The 18,502-nt window shown below is 63.8% G+C and carries 12 protein-coding genes; 10 read left to right on the top strand and 2 right to left on the bottom strand.

Features of this window, described 5'->3' with window-relative positions:
- Positions 1–82: 82 nt before the first annotated feature.
- The 6 genes from dkgB (at position 83) to IE125_RS15420 (ending at position 6,545) form a co-directional block, all read left to right on the top strand.
- The gene (gene dkgB, locus IE125_RS15445; protein WP_189445576.1) at positions 83–895 is read left to right on the top strand and encodes a 2,5-didehydrogluconate reductase DkgB; all 813 of its coding nucleotides are present in this window, start codon (positions 83–85) and stop codon (positions 893–895) included.
- Positions 896–1,031: 136 nt separating this feature from the next.
- Positions 1,032–1,490: an EF-hand domain-containing protein gene (locus IE125_RS15440; protein WP_189445575.1), complete on the top strand. Its 459-nt coding sequence runs from the start codon at positions 1,032–1,034 to the stop codon at positions 1,488–1,490.
- 153 nt (positions 1,491–1,643) lie between these two features.
- Complete coding sequence (locus IE125_RS15435; protein WP_189445574.1) at positions 1,644–2,345, top strand: response regulator transcription factor; 702 nt, start codon at positions 1,644–1,646, stop codon at positions 2,343–2,345.
- Positions 2,299–3,657 carry a sensor histidine kinase gene (locus IE125_RS15430; protein WP_189445573.1) on the top strand — a complete coding sequence of 453 codons (1,359 nt, stop codon included), beginning with the start codon at positions 2,299–2,301 and terminating at the stop codon, positions 3,655–3,657. Before IE125_RS15435 ends, IE125_RS15430 begins: the two co-directional genes overlap by 47 nt.
- A gap of 157 nt (positions 3,658–3,814) precedes the next feature.
- Entirely contained in the window at positions 3,815–5,695 is a 1,881-nt protein-coding gene (locus IE125_RS15425) for a copper resistance system multicopper oxidase (protein WP_189445572.1), read from the top strand.
- Positions 5,688–6,545 carry a copper resistance protein B gene (locus tag IE125_RS15420; RefSeq protein ID WP_189445571.1) on the top strand — a complete coding sequence of 286 codons (858 nt, stop codon included), beginning with the start codon at positions 5,688–5,690 and terminating at the stop codon, positions 6,543–6,545. The genes IE125_RS15425 and IE125_RS15420 overlap by 8 nt, the downstream gene beginning before the upstream one ends.
- Before the next feature lie 112 nt (positions 6,546–6,657).
- Here IE125_RS15420 and IE125_RS15415 read toward each other — a convergent pair whose 3' ends face one another.
- A complete protein-coding gene (locus IE125_RS15415; RefSeq protein ID WP_189445570.1) occupies positions 6,658–7,848 on the bottom strand; it encodes an amino acid aminotransferase in 1,191 nt (396 codons plus the stop codon).
- 404 nt (positions 7,849–8,252) lie between these two features.
- On the opposite strand from IE125_RS15415, the gene IE125_RS15410 reads away from it, so the two are divergent.
- Entirely contained in the window at positions 8,253–9,875 is a 1,623-nt protein-coding gene (locus tag IE125_RS15410) for a methyl-accepting chemotaxis protein (RefSeq protein ID WP_229809155.1), read from the top strand.
- Between the two features lie 53 nt (positions 9,876–9,928).
- On the opposite strand, the gene IE125_RS15405 is transcribed toward IE125_RS15410, so the two are convergent.
- Positions 9,929–10,915, bottom strand: coding sequence for an aldo/keto reductase (locus IE125_RS15405; protein WP_189445569.1), 987 nt, complete (start codon positions 10,913–10,915; stop codon positions 9,929–9,931).
- 201 nt (positions 10,916–11,116) lie between these two features.
- On the opposite strand from IE125_RS15405, the gene IE125_RS15400 reads away from it, so the two are divergent.
- Genes IE125_RS15400 through IE125_RS15390 form a run of 3 tightly spaced genes read left to right on the top strand, consistent with a single transcriptional unit; the run spans position 11,117 to position 18,463 of the window.
- The gene (locus tag IE125_RS15400) at positions 11,117–12,574 is read left to right on the top strand and encodes a hypothetical protein (protein ID WP_189445568.1); all 1,458 of its coding nucleotides are present in this window, start codon (positions 11,117–11,119) and stop codon (positions 12,572–12,574) included.
- 4 nt (positions 12,575–12,578) lie between these two features.
- Positions 12,579–13,550: a hypothetical protein gene (locus IE125_RS15395; protein WP_229809154.1), complete on the top strand. Its 972-nt coding sequence runs from the start codon at positions 12,579–12,581 to the stop codon at positions 13,548–13,550.
- Positions 13,547–18,463, top strand: coding sequence for a hypothetical protein (locus tag IE125_RS15390; RefSeq protein ID WP_189445567.1), 4,917 nt, complete (start codon positions 13,547–13,549; stop codon positions 18,461–18,463). Before IE125_RS15395 ends, IE125_RS15390 begins: the two co-directional genes overlap by 4 nt.
- The last annotated feature ends 39 nt before the right edge of the window (positions 18,464–18,502 follow it).

Raw genomic sequence — 18,502 nt, 5'->3', positions numbered from 1 at the left:
CAACGTCACGTTAACCGTTTTCCCGCTGCGTCCGTCGAGGTCTCGCTCGACAGGCGCTTCCGGCATCATCAGGAGCGATCTCATGGCACGTCACGTTCTGCCGCAACCCGGCCTGGGCACCTATCGTCTGAAGGAGCAGGCCGTCATCGACTCGGTGACCTCGGCGCTGGAGGTAGGCTATCGGCATCTCGACAGCGCCCAGATGTACGAGAATGAAGCTGCGGTCGGTAAAGCCATTCGACAAAGCGGTATCGATCGCGACGAGCTCTTCATCACCACCAAGATCTGGTGGGACAATCTCGAGCCGAAGAAATTTGCTGCCGCCGTCGACAAAAGCCTCGAGAACTTCGGCATCGATCAGCTCGATCTCCTGCTCGTGCACTGGCCGTCGCCAGGAGGCGAAGTGCCGATGGCGGATTACATTGGCGCGCTCGATGCCGCTCGCGCCAGGGGGCTCACCAAGCACATCGGCGTGTCGAACTTCACGATCGCGCAGATCGACGAGGCGCTGACGCTGCCCGGCGGCGAGAATATCGTGACCAACCAGATCGAGGTTCATCCGTTTCTCGCCAACCGCAAGCTGGTCAAGCTCTGTCAGGCCAAGGGGCTGGACGTGACGGCCTACATGCCGCTTGCCGTCGGCAAGGTGATGGACGACCCGGTGCTCAAGCGTATCGCCGAGGCGCATGATGCGAGCCCCGCGCAGATCGCGCTCGCGTGGATCGCGGCGCGGGACATCATCGTGATTCCGTCGTCGACCAAGCGCGAGAATCAGCAATCCAATCTCGACGCGATGAAAATTCAGCTCTCCGAACAGGAAATGGCCGACATCGATCGTCTGGACCGGGGGGACCGCCAGGCGAACCCGTCCTTTGCGCCGCAGTGGGACGAATGAATCTGAGCCTCTAGCGACGACCGCGTAGCGCGATGCGGTCGTCATCGCCGACGGCATCGAGTCGATTGCCAATGACGGACGGAATGTTCGCGTCGCTTGATTGTCTCAAGGCTATCGACAATCCCGAGGTGACACGATGTTGAAAAGCCGTACGTTAATCCTGCCCGTAAAGACGCCCTGGCGTAAGGTGATAGGCGTATCGATGCTGATGGGGCTGTCGCTGGTTGCACTGCCCGGGGCCTGGGCGCAGGACGAGGGCACGACCGACGGACCCAATATCGTCGAGCAGGAGGGTGAGCCCCAGGCCCCCGCCAACGCATCCCAGCTGGACAGTGAGTCGATCGAGAAGTCAGGCGGTGTCGGCCGAGCGAATGCCGGCTTCACCGACGGCGGCGCGCAGACGCCGGTCGACCAGCGGCCCAACGCGCTGAGTTTCGACCAGCTCGACGTCAACGGCGATGGTGTCATCGACCAGGACGAGGCGACCAGTGCCAAGCAGGAGACGATGTTTCAGCAGCTCGGAGACGAGCAGGCCGGTGGTGTCACGCGCGAGCGTTTCGAGTCGGCGATGGGCGCGGATACCTTGAAGCCCTAGCTTGGCGAGGTTCTTGCCAATATACAGTCGCCCGGCCGTTTGGCCGGGCGGCTCTCGCTATGGCCGACTTCTCCGTTGGCGCCTGCTCAGCATCGATTCAGGAAACTCCGCTAGACTCGCGATGTCTATTCCGTTCGCACGTGTCCAGAAGCCATGAAACTATTGCTTGTCGAGGATGATGAACTCTTGGCCGAGAGTCTGGCCGAGCGCTTGAACAGTGAGGGATACCGCGTCGATCTGGCGGCGGACTGCCGACAGGCCGAACTGTTCGTGCAGAGCGAATCCTACGCGGCGATCATTCTCGATATCGGCCTGCCGGATGGTTCCGGGTTGTCGATGCTCTGCCGCTGGCGAGATATCGGCATGCGCGACCCAGTGCTGGCGCTGACCGCCAGAGACAGCTGGGAGGATAAGGTCGACGGTCTGCAGCAAGGCGCCGACGACTATTTGACCAAGCCGTTTCACGAGCAGGAACTGCTGGCGCGTCTGCAGGCGTTGATTCGCCGCGCCAGCGGCCAGACCCGGATCGTACTGCGGGTCGGTGACGTCCATCTCGATGAATCGTTGAAGCGCTGCCGGGTGGGGGAGGATGAGTGGCAGAATCTCACCGCTACCGAATACCGGCTACTGCGTTTTTTGATGCTCCACCCGGAGCACGTGCACTCCAAGGTCCAGTTGCTGGATCAGCTTTACGCCCTCTCTCAGGATGCATCGACGCCCAACATGATCGAAGTCTACATCGCCCGGCTGCGTCAGCGACTCGGACGTCGTCGTATCGAAACGCGTCGCGGAGAGGGATACGTCTTTCATGGCAAGACACCGCGCGAATCGCTACCGCATGCGTCGGAGTCCTAGTCTTCGCATCCGGTTACTGAGCCGCCTGGCGTTGGTGGCGGCTCTCATCATGGGGCTCACCTGGCTGCTGCACGGCATTCTGCTCAAGGACGTCGCAAGAGAGTTTCTCGCCGGTCGTCTGCAGCAGGAGGCGGAGTACATCTTCTCGCGCCTCGGCCCCGGCGACTTGCCGCTGGCCCCGATCGAGCAGAGCGTGTGGCCGGATACGTCCGTCTTTCATCATGTCTATCTGGTACGTCGTGGTGCTCAGGTATATGTCTCGCCGGCGGACGGGGTGCGAGCCCTCGCGCCTTATCTTGACGGGCCGGAAGACAAGCTCCTCGATCTCCATTGGCAGGGCAGGCATCTGCTCGCGTGGCGCGAGCGGCAGACGATTCGAGGGGCGGCGGTCACGGTGCTCGTGGGCGAGGATTTCGCGCAGGTCGATCAAGGGCTGGCGCGTCTGCATCTCTGGATCGGGGCCAGTGCCGCGCTCATTTCGCTGATACTGCTGGCGCTCAGTTTCGCTGTCGTCCAGCGCGGGCTCAGACCGCTGAAGTCGCTGACCCGTCAGCTCGAGGCATTGCGTCGCGGCGAGCGCGCCCGACTGGATATCGGGACGGTATCCGAACTGGAAGGCGTTATCGCGCAGATCAACGAGCTGGTGGATGAGCAACAGTTCCGTCAGCAGCGCATGCGACAGTCGCTCGCCAATCTCTCGCACGCCATCAAGACGCCGCTGGCGGCGGTCATCCAGGCACTGAGTGCGCCTTCGATACCCGATGAAAGGCGGCGCGAGGCCATGGTTCATCGATTGAGAGCCATCGACGAGAAGCTATCCGAGGAGTTGAGGCGTTCACGTATCGCCGGTCAGGCGACTGGCCAGCGTCGGCTCGACGTGGCCGATGTCGAGTCGATGCTGTCGATGCTGGAGACCCTCTATCCGGGCATCGACTTTGACATCGATCCCGGTCCCGAAGCGCTGTGTCGGCTGCCGCTCGAGCGCCATGACGCCATGGAGTGTCTGGGCATTCTGCTCGATAACGGTGGCAAGTGGGCACGATCGCGCGTGATGGTCGATGTGTCCATGCCGGATCGGCTGGTGGTCGAGGATGATGGCCCCGGCGTGGATCGCGCGCATCTTGCATCGCTGGGCGAGCGAGGCACTCGGCTCGACGAGCAGAAGCCAGGGCATGGACTCGGTCTGTCGATACTCGCTCAGCTGATCGAGCGATATCAGGGCCGGGTGAAATATGATCAGTCGGCGTTCGGCGGCCTGCGTATCGAGCTACATTTCTCGCCCAGGGGGCCGCAGGCGTCCTCGGGCTCGTGATGGGGCACAATCTCATGGCCCTCAGCCCTCAGCCCTCAGCCCTCAGCCCTCAGCCCTCAGCCCTTCTCGGGCCTTGAGTCGATCGATTCGAGGCTGTCAGCTTCGGCTCAGTTTGGTCTTTTAGTCTGACGGCATCATTTCGTGCTGGAGACCATGAATGGACGATGTCTGCCATCAGCGGCGCGCGCTCTTGAGCGCCTTGGGAGCGTTGGGGGTATTGGGGGGGTGGAACGCCTTGATGCCCGGCAGCGCATTCGCTGGCGATTCCGCAAGAACGGCGTCGGCGGGAAGCATTGGGCGGGTGCCCGGCGGTCCGCCGCGCAATGTGACCTTCGATGCGCATATCCGGCGCGATCGATTTCAACTGGGCTCTCGAAGTGGCGCCGCTTACAGCGTCAACGACCGGGTCCCCGCTCCGCTGATCGAGCTGTGGGAGGGCCAGACAGCGAGGCTGCGCGTTCACAATCATATGGACACGCCGACGTCGCTGCACTGGCACGGCATTCTGCTGCCGTTTCAACTGGACGGTGTACCGGGGGTTTCGTTTCCCGGCGTGGCACCGGGCCAGACCTTCGAGGCCTATTTTCCCGTGCGCCAGAGTGGTACCTACTGGTACCACAGCCATGCGGGAATGCAGGAGCAGAAGGGGCTGACCGGGCCGATCGTCATTCATCCTTCGGAAGCTCGAGCGCATCCCGTCGAGCGTGATTTCGTCGTCATGCTCAACGACTGGACGTTCGAAGATCCGCATCGGGTCATGACCAAGCTCAAGGCGCAAAGCGATTACTACAATCTCGACGAGCGTACCGTCGACGATTTCTTCGCTGACGTCGAGAAGCGGGGGTGGGCCGCCACGCTGAAAGAGCGTCGCATGTGGGGTGATATGCGCATGAGCCCGCGAGATATCGCGGACGTGTCCGGCCTGACTTACGACTACCTGCTCAACGGCCATCATTCGGCGACGCCCTGGGAGGGGCTGTTCGTGCCTGGGGAGCGCGTCAAGCTGCGTTTCATCAACGCCTCGGCGATGACCTATTTCAACGTGAGAATTCCGGGGTTGGCGATGACGGTCGTCGCTGCCGATGGCCAGCCTGTCGACCCGGTGGACGTCGACGAATTTCAGATTGGCGTAGCGGAAACGTTCGATGTCGTGGTCACGCCGGATTCCCGCCCTTATACCTTGATGTGCGAGAGCATGGATCGCTCCGGCTATGTGATGGGCAGCCTGACGCCAAAGATCGGAGAGTTCGCGCCGGTACCGCCGCTTCGAAAGCCGCCGCGTCGCACCATGGCGGATATGGGGATGGGCAAGATGGCGGGCATGAGTGATATGAGCGGCATGTCCCGAAAAGCGATGTCTCAGGACAGCATCGCCGAAAGCGACACCATGATGCACCACGGCTCGGCGCCACCGATGTCAGCCGGCCGAGCGTCGAACGGTCATGGCGGCGATGCCGACGGAAAGCCGCCGATGGACATGAATACGGGCCACGATGCCATGTCGATGGACGACGACGTCTCTCCCGCCGATCACGACGCGCTGATGCCGGCCAGCAGTGACAGCCGACTGGACGAACCTGGAACGGGGCTCGAGGGCGTCGATCATCGCGTGCTTCGCTACACCCAGTTGAGGCGACCCTGGCCGAATGCGGATCAGCGTGAACCGACACGGACCGTCGAGCTGCATCTGACCGGCAACATGGAGCGCTATATGTGGTCGTTCGATGGCGAGACTTACAGCGAAGCCGAACCGATCGATTTTCAATACGGCGAGCGGCTCAGATTGGTGTTGATCAACAACACCATGATGGAGCACCCCATTCATCTTCATGGCATGTTCATGGCGCTCGAGAACGGGCAGGGCCAGCATCTGCCGCTCAAGCACACGATCAGCGTCAGGCCCGCGGCCAGGGTATCGCTGCTGATCACGGCCGACGAACCGGGACGGTGGGCTTTTCACTGCCATTTGCTCTATCACATGGAGATGGGCATGTTCCGGGTGGTTCGGGTGCTCGACGAGGAGAACCACCATGCATGATCGTCGATCCTGTTCGTATCCCCGCCTCGTGACCGCGTTCGGTATCGACGGCGCCACGCCGACTCTGTCTTCATTGCTGGTGGCTTCATGGATAATCGCCGCGTCGACTCCCGCGTGGGCGAACCCGCCGCCGGGCAAGGCATCTCTCGACGCTGTCGTCCCCGAGAACGCCGATCCCAGCAGTGGCGCACCCGCGAGCTGGGGACCGCCGATTCACGATACCGCCAATTACAGCAATATCACGCTGGATCGTCTCGAGTATCGCCATGACGACGTTGGCGAAGGTTATCTCTGGGATGCCGAGGGGTGGTATGGAAACGATCTCGACAAGTTCTGGTGGAAAACGGAGGGGGAAGGTGACTGGCGAACCGGGCAGTCGGAGAGCGCGGAGCTGCAGGCATTATACGACCGCAAGTTGGATGATTTCTGGGACGTTCAGCTCGGCCTGCGTCACGATATCGATCCTCACCCATCACGCACTTACGCTGTTCTCGGGCTGCAAGGACTCGCGCCGTACGGCATCGATACCGAGGCTTCGCTGTTCGTCAGCGAGCGTGGCGATACGAGTGCCCGTGTCGAATTCGAATATGAGTGGCTGCTGACTCAGCGCTGGATTCTCTCTCCCCGCTTCGAGATCAATGCCTCTGCCGATCGCGTCGCCGACTACGAGATCGGTCAGGGGATCAATTCGACCGAAACCGGGCTGAGACTGAGTTACGACGTCACCAAGATGTTCTCGCCGTATGTCGGCTTGAGCTGGGAGAACGTCTACGGTGAAACCCGCCGCATGCGCCCGAACGATGAAGCGGATCGACTCTCTCTGGTCCTGGGTATCAGCGCCTGGTACTGAGCCGGGTTGACGCGAGCTCTACCCGGCCCGCGTGTGGTCCTAATGCATTCGCCCGGCCATTTGGCCGGGCGAATGCGTGACAGCTTCCGGTCGGAAGCCGTGATGACGGACGTTACTCGACGACGGCAGCGATCGCCTTGGCGACGTAGGGCAGGTTTTCGCGGGTAAAGCCCGCGACGTTGGCACGACCGGAGCCGACCATGTAGATGCTGAACTCATCGCGCAGGCGCTTGACCTGAGCCGTGCTGAGACCGGTGTAGGAAAACATGCCGCGCTGCTCGGCAACGTGGGCGAAGCGCCCGTCCAGTCCGTACGGCTTGAGCGATTCGACCAGATCGCTGCGTAGACCGTTGATGCGATCGCACATGTCGGTCAGCTCGTCGCGCCAGACGCTGGCCAGTTCACTGGACTCGAGAATTTCGGTGACGATGGCAGCCCCGTGGGAGGGCGGGTTGGAGTAGTTCTCGCGAGCCACGATGGCCATCTGTGAGCGCACGTTCTCCATCTGCTCGGCGTTGCCGGCGATCACGATGAGGGCGCCGGTGCGCTCGCGATAGAGACCGAAGTTCTTGGAACAGCTGCTGGTTATCAATACTTCGTCGAGATTCTCCGCCATCAGCCGAACGCCGAAGGCGTCGGCCTCGAGGCCATCGCCGAAGCCCTGATAGGCGAAATCCACCAGTGGCAGCAGCCCCCGCGCCTTGACCACTTCCAGCACCTGGCGCCACTGATCCTGACTGAGATCGAAGCCGGAGGGGTTGTGGCAGCAGGCGTGCAACAGCACCACGTCGCCTTGGGGAATCGTCTTCAATGTCGCCAGCATGCCGTCGAAGTCGAGGCGGTTGTCGGCGCTGACGTAGGGATACTTGTGAATCGCGATGCCCGCCGCCTCGAAGATACCGAGGTGGTTGGGCCAAGTCGGATCGGAGAGCCAGATCGACTTGCCGGGCAGATTGGTCTTGATGAAATCCGCCGCCAGGCGCAGGGCACCCGTCCCGCCAGGAGATTGCGTCAGGCTCGCCCGATTGGCGGCGAGGACCGCCGAGTCGGCACCCAGAACCAGCGGCAGGACGACCTTGCCATAGCGCGGGTCACCATGAGAACCGATATAGCTCTTGGTCTTCTCGTTCTCCAGCAGGCGTGCCTCGGCTTGCTTCACGGCGCGCATGATCGGCGTATTGCCATGGGAATCCCGGTAGACGCCGACACCCAGGTCGACCTTCTGCGGATTGGGATCCTGGTTGTAGGCTTCGATCAGCCCGAGGATGGCATCCCCCGGGACGCGCTCGATCTTCTCAAACATTGGCGTGCACTACCTCACTGATTGTGGCGCGCCGTCTCGGCGGCCATGAAGACATCGTCAGCTTGCAGGCCTCGGCTCGTCACCGGAAATCGGCGCCGGCAGCGAGGTCTGCGCTGTCTCTCAATGATGCCATCGTCCCCGAGCGCCTGCCACTCGAAGTCGGGCCGATACGGCGCCACTTTGGTGGCGGATCCCAATCAAAACGTTTTTGCTGCTTAGGGGATGTCCTACAGGTTTAGTATCCAGTTTCTTACGGTTTTTGTAGTCGTAATTATCTGATAAATCGATATTTTTTTAGAATCTTAGACTTTGGTCGATAGTCATCATGCGGCCGACTCGATAGGGACGGCGCGATATCTCTCCACAGAGAAGTTTCTTCCAATCAGAAAAAATGGGGAACAGCGATGACGCGACTGACGATGAGTCGGAAGCTTTGGGCAACACTGGGGCTGGTCTGGGTCGGCATGCTGATGCTGACGGGTTGGACCATCGTCGACAAGCGTGAGGGGTTGCTGGAAGAGCGACGCACCAGCCTCCGGCATTTCGTCGAGAGCGCCAGAGATCTCGTCGAGGGGTACGTGGAACAGGCAGACCAGGGTGAGTTGACGCGTGAGGACGCCCAGAAACGCGCGCTGACGCGCTTGCATGACCTGAGGTTCGGCAAGGATGGTTATCTTTTTGCCTTCGACGATGGACTTCACATCGTGTCGCACCCCTCATTTCCGGTCGGGCAGGATATGACGAACTATAAGGATGAGAATGGAGTCGCGACTTTCCAGGCATTGCGTGAGGCGGGCCAGCCGGCAGGTGGCGGCAGCTTCCGTTACGCCTATCGCGCCTCGACCGATGCTCCCTGGCAGGAGAAGATGAGTTACGCCCTGCAGGTCCCGCAATGGGGCTGGTATCTGGCCACGGGCGCCTATCTGACCGATGTACAGCAAGCCTTCTGGGATAGTGCAGTGGAGTCCGGTGTTATCCTCGCCGTCGTCGGCCTGCTGCTCACCGGCATCATGGCGTGGATCATTCGTGACGTCACCGGCAGTCTGGGGGGTGACCCCCGCGTTGCCCAAGGCGTGGTCAGGCGTATTGCCGAGGGCGACCTCAGCAAGCCGCTCGCACTCAGAAGTGGCGATACCAGCAGCCTGCTCGCTGCGCTCGAATCGATGCGCCAGCGCCTGGTGTCGACGCTGAGTCAGGTCAACGCGACCAGCACGAATATCGACCTTGGCGCGGGTGAAATCGCCATGGCAAGTCAGGATCTCTCGAGTCGTACCGAGCAGCAGGCGGCATCACTCGAGGAGACGGCGACCAGCATGGAGCAGATGACGCAGACCGTCAGCCAGAACGCGGACAACACGCGCCAGGCCAGTGACCTCGCGGCGCAGGTCCGTGCCCAGGCGACCGAGAGCGGTGAGCGCATGGCGGAAGCGGTCGGCTCCATGCGGGCGATTACCGAGGACTCGCGGCGTGTGGTCGAAGTCGTGGGAATGATCGATTCGATCGCTTTTCAGACAAATATTCTTGCCCTCAATGCCTCTGTCGAAGCCGCGCGTGCCGGCGAGCACGGGCGTGGCTTCGCCGTGGTTGCCAGCGAAGTGCAGACGTTGGCCAAACGCTGCGCCGATGCTGCCGGTGAAATACGCACCATGATCGAATCCTCTCACCAGCGCATCGGCAGCGGCGCGGCATTGATCGAAGTCACGGGAAGTTCGATTCACGATGTGGTCGAGGGCGTGACACGCATGTCGTCACTGATGGCAGAAATTTCTTCGGCCACGCAGGAGCAGAGCACCGGAATCTCCCAGGTCAGTCAAGCGGTGGGGCAGATGGATCAGGTCACGCAGCAGAATGCCAGCATGGTCCAGGAAGCCTCGGAATCGGCGCGAGCCATGGAGTCGCAGGCGGCCGAGCTCCAGCGGCTGATCGCCTGGTTTCGGCTCGATGAATCGGCGCGGCCGACGCTCGATCGATTGGGCATCGCCGGTCGGCGGCATGATACGGCGCCCCGCGAAGCGCTACCGGCCTGACAGCGAATCAGCGAGAAGCAGGCAGGCCGTGACGGCCTGCCTTTCAGACTCGATCACTCGAAGCCGACGACCTCATGCGGGACATAGGGTGCCTCGAGGCGCTCGACCTCGTCCGCGGTCAACGAGATATCGAGCGCCCCCAGTGCCTGGTCCAGATGGTGAGATTTGCTGGCACCCACGATCGGTGCGGTGATGCCGGGTTTCTGCAATAGCCAGGCGAGTGCGACCTGGGCAGGCGACACACCCTTCGCTTCGGCAAGCGCACGCAGCGCCTCGAGAACCGGCGTATCGCGGTCGAGACCGAGCTTCCAGGCGCGCATCTGTTCGTCGCTTTTGGCGCGAGTCGTGGTGCCATCGCTGCCGACCGGTTTGCTACCGGCAAGGATGCCGCGGGCTAGCGGGCTCCAGGGAATGACGCCGACGCCCTGATCACGACACTGCGGGATCATCTCGCGCTCCTCCTCGCGATAGATCAGGTTGACCATCGGCTGCATGGTGACGAACTGGGTCCAGCCGTGTCGCTCGGCAATATGCTGCGCCTTGGCAAACTGCCAGGCGTGCATGCTCGAGGCGCCGATGTAGCGCGCCTTGCCAGCCTTGACCACCTCATGAAGCGCTTCCATCGTCTCCTCGATCGGCGTGTCGTAGTCCCAGCGATGGGTCTGGTAGAGATCGACGTAATCCATGCCGAGCCGCTCGAGCGAGGCGTCAATTGCGTGGTGGATGTGCTTGCGCGACAGACCGCGCTCGTTGGGAGACTTGTTGCCGGTCGGGTTGTAGACCTTGGTCGCTACCACGACCTCTTCCCGCCGTGCGAAGTCGTTCAGCGCCTTGCCCACGACCCGCTCCGACTCTCCATCCGAGTACATGTCGGCGGTATCGAAGAAATTGATGCCAGCCTCCAGAGCCTGCTGAATGAACGGTCGGCTCTGGCCTTCGTCCAGCACCCAATCGCGCCACTGCGGCGTGCCATAGGTCATGGTGCCCAGGCAGAGCGGTGAAACCTTGAGGCCGGTACGGCCAAGACGGCGATATTCCATGGGAAGTCTCCGTTGAGAAGTGAAGAGAGAACGGAGTCAACATAGCAGTCATCGCGAAGCCTTGACGTCGACTCGCGCCATGACCCGAGCCGGCAACCTTGGCATAATGCGTCGCTTTGGCTCGTGGTCACGGCTCGCCAGCACGGCGACGCGCCGATTGTTCGGCCACGAGACCTCCGTTGTTCCCCGTCTGGAGTCGACATGACCGCCTGGAACAAGCTGCTGGTCGCGACGACGCGGCTGCTGGATTTACATGACAGCGCACACGAGCCGGGCTCGCCCTTCGTTCAGGTGACGCAGGAGCAGCGACGAGGGCTGCGCGATGGCTACTGGCTGGACCTCGGCTGTCTGTTGCTTGACTACCTGCTGGAGGTGGATTTCGCCACCAATAGCGCCTTCGTCACCCAGCGTCGGTGTCTGGCGCATCTGCGCGGCGAGTATCCCCGGCTCTCCGCCGACGACCTGAGCTTCGTGGTCAACCTGCTGGCGACGCCGAGCGAGATCCACTATCGGGAGTGGCAGGCCAGCCCCTCGCCGAGTGACGTAGATGCGCCTGCCGGCGAGCGCAGCGGGCGCAGTACCAAGCGTACCGCGCTGATCGAGAAGCAGGGCCAGACCGGCCAGGTACGCCTCACGCCGAGCGGGCGACAGGCGGTGACGCTGGCGAGCCAGGTCGAGGATCTTCTCTATTCCGAATACGACGCCGCCAAGGTCGTCGCCGCATTGTCGCGGGGAGACTACGCGCGCGTGCCCGACATTACCCAGCAGATTTTGATGGCGATCCGCGCGCTGACCCAGGAACTACGCCGGGTGCGAGAGAATCCGACGCACGAGGGCAAATTGAGCGCGCTGCTAGACAACGAGCGCCACTATCACAACGCGCTCAGCACGATCCAGGGGACGCTACTCAGCGCGCGTGCCCAGCTCGCCACGCCCGCGCTGCTCACGAGCTTCGAGACCTGGGCCGAGCGCCAGGAGGACGAGTGGGATCTGCGCATGCTGTCGGGCGCCATCGGCCGCGTGCTGACGGCGATCGAGAATCTCTCGCGACGCCTCTCGGAGCTGCTCTCCGATATTGCAGAAGGACGTATCCAGTCGATGGGCGTCATCGACTTTGCCGGGCTGGCCCAGCGTCTGCTGACGAGTCCGCCGCCGGCGCGCCTGCAGAGTGCCGTGGTCGCGCGCATGATGCCGCTCAGTGTCCAGGTCTCGATGCCGCGTGGCGAGACCTTGACGATGCTGGTGGAGACGCGGCGCGCCGAGCGCAGTGGGGCCGCACTGGTGTTCGACGAGGCCAGCGACAGGCCGAGTGCCGACCCTTTGCTGGCACGCTATCTCAAGGCCCGCGGTTCCGCGCTGCGTCAACGTTTGAGCCAGGCGCCGCTGTCACTGCCCGAGGCACTCGGCGAGGGCTGGCATCGTTTCGAGGATGATGTCGATGGCGCCGCCAATCGCACGCTCGACTGCCTGCCGCAGCTGCTCAACACCTTCGTGGATACCCAACTGCTGGGTGACAGCCTCAGCGTCGGTATCGACGACACGCCTTTCACGATCGACCTGCCAGACGGTCGTCGCATCGAGGGCGCCGTGACACCCTCGCTACGCCTGCGCGAGGCAGTTGCTGCCAACGAGACCGAATCCAGGAACAGGGAAGCCTGAACGCATGAACATGATGGAAATGGGCGAGGTCGTCGCCTATCTGCTTCGCTATCGCACGGCCGAACGCGTTCCCAGCGGCGGTCGTAAACGTCGGCCCGCGCGCGAGGGGCAGCTTTCCGAGCGCGATGTCTGCGCGCTGATCGACGACGCGCAGGAGAACGAACGCGAGGCGCTACGCGATTTTCTCGCCGGTCAGGGACTGCGTCTCAAGGCATTCGAGGCCGGCGATTACCCCGGTATCGCCCCTGGGTCGCGCTTCTTCGCGCTCCTGCCCGACCCGGAGCTCGAGCAGCCGCCGCTCTATACCCGCGAGCCGGTGTTCGACGCGCTCAAGCTGCGTCAGGAGAGTCGCGCGGAGCTGGCGCTCTGGTATCTGCAGCTGTGGCTTCTGCTGCACACGCTGATCTATACGCGCCTGAACCGCGCGCTGTCGGACGTCAGCCGCTACCAGGAAGCGACCTTCGTCACCCGCGAGCTCGTCGAGCTGGTGCGCGACCAGCTCGAGACGCTGCGTGGCCTTGGCGATCGCGCGCCGGCCAGCAGTCGCGTGTTGCTCGACGAGCGAGGCGAGGATATTGCGCGCCGCGTCAAAGCGTTCATCGATCTGCTGGTCAAGGCGGGCCATCTCGACGCCGTGCGTGAAGCGGCCGACGAGGATGTCTGGCAGCAGACGCTGCTGGGGGCGCTCGAAGCCGAGCAGATCGGAGTCCACCACCTGACGCACCTGATCGAGTTGACCTCCGGCGATGGCGAGGCTTCCGAGACCGCGGTGCCGGAATCCGCCGAAGAGGACGAGGGCGCAGCGGGGGCTGACAAGGACAGGGAAGAAGATTCTGAAAAGGATGAAACCGTGCCCGAGACGGACCTGTTCGAGGATGGCCAGGAAACTCCCGCCACGCTGGGTCGCGAATCGAACAGCGCATCCGATAACGAGAGCGCCGCTAGCCAGACAGACGCCGAGGAGGGCCGCCGATGAGCGTCATCAACCGCATCGAGATCGCCAACCTGCTCAACAAGCACGGCGATATCGCCTCGCCGTGGGAAGCGAAGATGCGCCATCTGCTGCTCGACCTGCGCGGTCAATCCAGCGCGATCAGCATGGAAAATGGCTTCGGCAAGACGACCATGGCCGAGGCGCTGATCGGGATGCTCTCGCGCGATCGTCAGCTGCTGACGCGCACCCGCCGCAAATGCTCGCCGAGCAAGGTCAACGGCGAGGCGCGTAGCTGGACCCACCTGCGCGTCGAATTCCGTGCCCAGGAGGCCGAACGTCAGGATGACATATTGGCGGCGGCGGGCGACGAGGTCGCCGGCGAGACGTTCGTCTTCGGCATGTACGGCTACAGTGACGGCAGCGGGCTGGTGTTCTATCACTATCCCGGGCAGCTGGCTGACGTGCCGGTGCATCACATCACACGTGACGGCAAGCTCGCGCTCTATCCCAACGCCGATTTCCAGAGCACCATGCGCGCCAATGGGGTGACGCGTGCCTCCAACCGCGAAGAGTGGCTGGAAGCGGTCGGGGCGCATATTTCGCGGCGGGAACTGGCCCAGTTGGCCGCTTTTCAGAAAGAGGGCGGCGCCGACAAGAGTCAGATCTTCAACGCGATCAAACCGCGAGCCGGCGAGAAGGCCGATCAGGCGTTCTTCTACGAAGTGCTGGCGCCACAGATTCTTTCCGGGGCGACGCGCGGCGAGACCGACGAGGAAGAGGAGCTGATCGAAGATGTCATCCTCAACTCCGGTACGCGGATCACCGAACTGCGCCATCGTCTGGCCGAGGCGGAGAGCGACCAGCAGCGCGCCGACGACAAGGTCGAGCGACTGGCGACGCTGAACGAGGAGGGGGAGAGCCTGCTCGAGTCGCGCCGGCAGCTCGGCAACCTCGATGCCTCGCTCGAGGAGGCCGAACGTCTGCTCGGTGGCCAGGCGTTGGCGCCATTGGCGGGGCTGCCGGGCCGGTCGAGCATCGACGCTGACGCCGAGTCGACCGCCGAGCCTGATTCAGTCGCCGAGCTCGAGCTGGCTGCGGGACTCGCCTGGGCGATCGGCGATACCGAGCGACCGCGCGTTTCGACCTGGCTGCTGGCCAAGCTGAGCCGGCAGGCCGAGCGCAACGTGCGTCAGGCGCTCTCCGAGCGCGGCGCGCGTGTCGACACGCATCGCCGTCTGGTGCATCTGCCGCAAGCGAGCTGGATCGGCGGGCGCGAGGTGGGGCATGTCGCTTTCGATCAGGCTCGCGCCTGGTTGGCCGACAGCCACGCTTTCAGCGACGACGCCGCGCGCTATCGCGCCCTGAGTCAGCTCGACAATGCGGTTGAGGCGTTCGAAGCGCTCGATGGCAATCGCTTTCGCGAAGAGGTCATCGCCGACCGCGAGTACCGGCGCTCGTTGAAGCTCGATGCCGAGCGTCTCGACGACGAGATCGAAGGGCTCGAACACGAGCGGGAGCAACTCGAGTCGCGCCAGCGCGACTTCATCGACAACCAGAGTGTCTACACCCAGGCGCTGGCCGAGGGGCTCTTCAGTGAAGCCGAGCTGGAGACGCCGGAGGCAACGCGCGACGGTGCCCGGCAAACGCTGGAAGTCGCCCGTCGCCAGCACGCCGATCATCTCGGGCGCATGGGCGAGTTGAAGCAACCGGCACAGTGGCACGCGGCATTCGTGGCCGAGCATGCCGACATCACGCCGGAAGCGTTGCTCGAGACCAAGCAGGCGCAACAGGCAGAGCTCGAAACGCAGCTTGCGGACTGGGAAGAAGAAGCGAGCACACTGCTGGGGCAGCGCGATGGCGCGCGTCAGGCAGTGCAGAGCCGGCGCGAGCAGCGTCAGCGCCTCGAGGGCGAGATGGCGCCGCTGGCCGCCGGACGCGAGGCGTGGCAGACATTTGCCGAGAACTGGCCCGATGCCTCGCCAGTCGGGTTCTGGAGCGCGCGTCGCAGTGCGCTGGCGTCTCATGAGCAGGCGCTGGCCGACGCCCGTCGCGCGGAGGCGGATGCCGGGGCGCGACTGGCGCGTCTCGAGCCGCTCGAGGATTCCGCGTCGCGTTACCGTCAGTGGCACGGTGACGCCTCGCCCGTTCACCTGCGCGATACGCTCTACCGCCAGTCGCGTGAGCTGCAGGATGGTCTGCATCAGCTGACGCAGGAGGCGCGCGAATTCGAGCGCCTTCGCGAGGCGCTGAGCGCGTTTCGCGAGATCTCCGAGCAGACGCCGGGTGCCTGGCTCAAGGATGCCAAGGCGCGCTACCCGCGACTGCTGCGGGAGCGGGAAACGCTGGCCGGCGCCAGCGAGGCACGTGAGCGCTATCTCGAAAGTCTCAGCGGCGATCCGCTGGCGCGCTTGGCCGCCGAAACCGAAGCGCAGCAACTGCTCGACGACAAACAGATCGAGTTCCAAGTCCTGCACGAGGTCATCGCCGGGCTCGAGGCGGATGCCGAACAGCGCCGGCTGTGGCTGGCTCAGGCTGCAGGCCAACTGTTCGCGCCGGTGATCGAGGGCGAGGCCGCCGCCCGCGAGGCTTCCCAGTGTCTGATCGATGCCGGCTGCGGGGTGCCTGTGCTGGAGGCCGCGAGTCTGGCAGCGACGCTGGCCCGAGGCGAGCTGCCGCTCGGTGCCGTGCAGGGCGTCGAGACGCTCGCGGTCAAGGCCGCGCTCGACCCGGCCTACCTCACCGCCTTGCGCGAAGAAACACAGCAGCGCCTGGAGATCGATCGTCAGCGCCAGCAGGCGTTGGAAGACGAGATCGCGCGACTCGACCCCCACGGTGAGCGTTTTCGTCTGGCGCTCGAGGCCCAGCAGGCGATTGCGGACGACGCTGAAGTTCGTCTGGCCGCGCTCGATGAAAAGCGTGACAGGCTCGAGGCCGAGCAGTCGGCACTGGCACCGCGTCTCGGCGAGGCGGCGCTCAAGGCGATCGACGATTTCCAGCGTTTTCTCGAAGAGGGCGGCGAATCGGCGCTCGCCGAGGCTCGTGAGGCACGGGCGGCGGCAGTGAGCGAGCGCGATCGGCTGTCGCCGCTGCGGGAATCGGCGGCGCGGGAGCTCGAACAGCACGGCGATCTATGGCTGGCCGCCGAACGCTTCGCTGCCGCCGGCGGTATCGAGCGGTTGGCGGAGATCGATGAACAGCTCTCGCTGCTCGACGAAGAGAGTGCCGAATTTGGTGAGCGACTGGCCGAGATCGAGTTGCAGGTCGAGGCGCTCGAATCGCGTCGCGGTGAAGGCCGCGAGCAGCTCAGACGGCTCTTTGACGATGGCGAACGCGATCGACTGCGGCGGCTGGCGACGTTCGTCGCCGAAGGCGGGCCTGAATTCATGCGGGACGCCGAGACGCGCGAAGCCGATCTGCAGCGCGGCGTTGCCGATGCCAACCGGCGCGCCGATTTCGATTTCGACCGCATCCGCGCGTTTCTCCAGGTGCGCGACGAAAAAGGCGGCAATCGCACGCTCGAGCGCGATATCGGCCGACTCAAGCAGTCGCTGAAAGAGAGCCGTGACCGACGCAAGGCCAACGGCTCGGAGCAGAGCACTGTCGAGACACGCCTTGGTCGCCATCAGCAGGCGCTGAACGTCGTCGATCAGCTGGCCGTCGCCTGGCTGGAAGTCCTCAGGCAGCTCCCCGAGGGTTGGGCCGAACGCGCGCTCGCCGATCCAGACGCTGGCTGGCCGCGTGATGGCGATGAGGCCGAACGGCTCGATGCGGCGCTCGCGAGCTGGCGCCAGTGGCTGGCGGCACCGCTCGATCCGGAGGCAGCCGGGACGTTCGAGCTCGAGGCCCTGGAAACCTGCCAGCAGACGTTGCTCGAGGGGCTGGGTGCACTCAACCTCGGCGAGCGCGCACGCAATCGGGAGCGTCAGGCGCGCGACGTGACGGCCCGTGAGCGGGCGCTGGGGCTCTCGCTGGAGTCGGCCAGTGCGAGTCGACTGTTCAACGAGACCGAGCGCGCGCGCCTCGGCTCGCTCGAGGGGGTGAGTCCCGAGGCGCTGGAGTCGCTACGCTCCCTGCACGCCCAGCTGGTTGGCCAGCTGGACGAACATCGCGCTCGAGTCGGGCGCCTGCACACCTCTCGTGAGCAGATCGAGGACACCCTGGTCGAACGCTTGAGCTCGATCATTATCGACGCGGCCGGCAATCTCGAGATTCTTCGGCGTGTCGCGCAGCGGGCCAGCGACGGCGGCGCCTACTTCGAGGTGAAGGCGGCGCTGATCGCGGACGATGACGTGCGCGAGCTGATCCAGCAACTGCTGGCCGACATCGATGCGCATCTCGCGGTGCAGCGGCGGCGGATCGAGCAGGCCGGAGACAAGGCGCAGGCGCGCGGTGGCAGCGACGACGAGCTGACACGTCAGATTCGTCGGCGTATCTACCGCGGACTGTTCCGAGATGTCACCATTCGCATCAAGCACGAAGCGATTCGTCCTCACGGGCGCTTGTTCTCGCTCAACGAGGATATGTCCGAGGGGCAGCGCGAGGCGGTGTCGCTGATGTGGTTGGTCAAACTGTCGGAATTCGCTATCGAGCGCGAACTGCGAGAGCTTCCCGGTGCGCAGAAGCGCCGGGCACGAGTCAGCCGAGAGAGCGTGATTCTGCTGGACGGACTGTTCTCCAAGTTGTCGCATCGCCGACTGATTCAGGACTCGCTCGAGTCGCTGCGCAACACGCGTGGGCGCTTCCAGATGATCGGGTTGATCCACAACCCCAATTACGAGAACGACCCCGGCATTTTTCCGACCTATCTGGTCGGCAGTGTCATTGGTGGCCAGCAGGGGCAGGGCGGTCACGTGATGGTGCGAGACGGGCAGCTCGTCGAGCCCGAGGAAACCGGGCGCGGCAGCGGCGAAGCCAGCCTGTTCGGCATTCACGTGACGCCGGCGCCGGTGGAGTGATTCAAAGGTGATCCTGGTCACGAGAAGGCCCGGGTGCCA

This window comes from Salinicola rhizosphaerae (genome assembly GCF_014652715.1).
Classification (GTDB): Bacteria; Pseudomonadota; Gammaproteobacteria; order Pseudomonadales; family Halomonadaceae; genus Salinicola; species Salinicola rhizosphaerae.
This window is presented reverse-complemented; position numbering and strand designations above follow the sequence as displayed.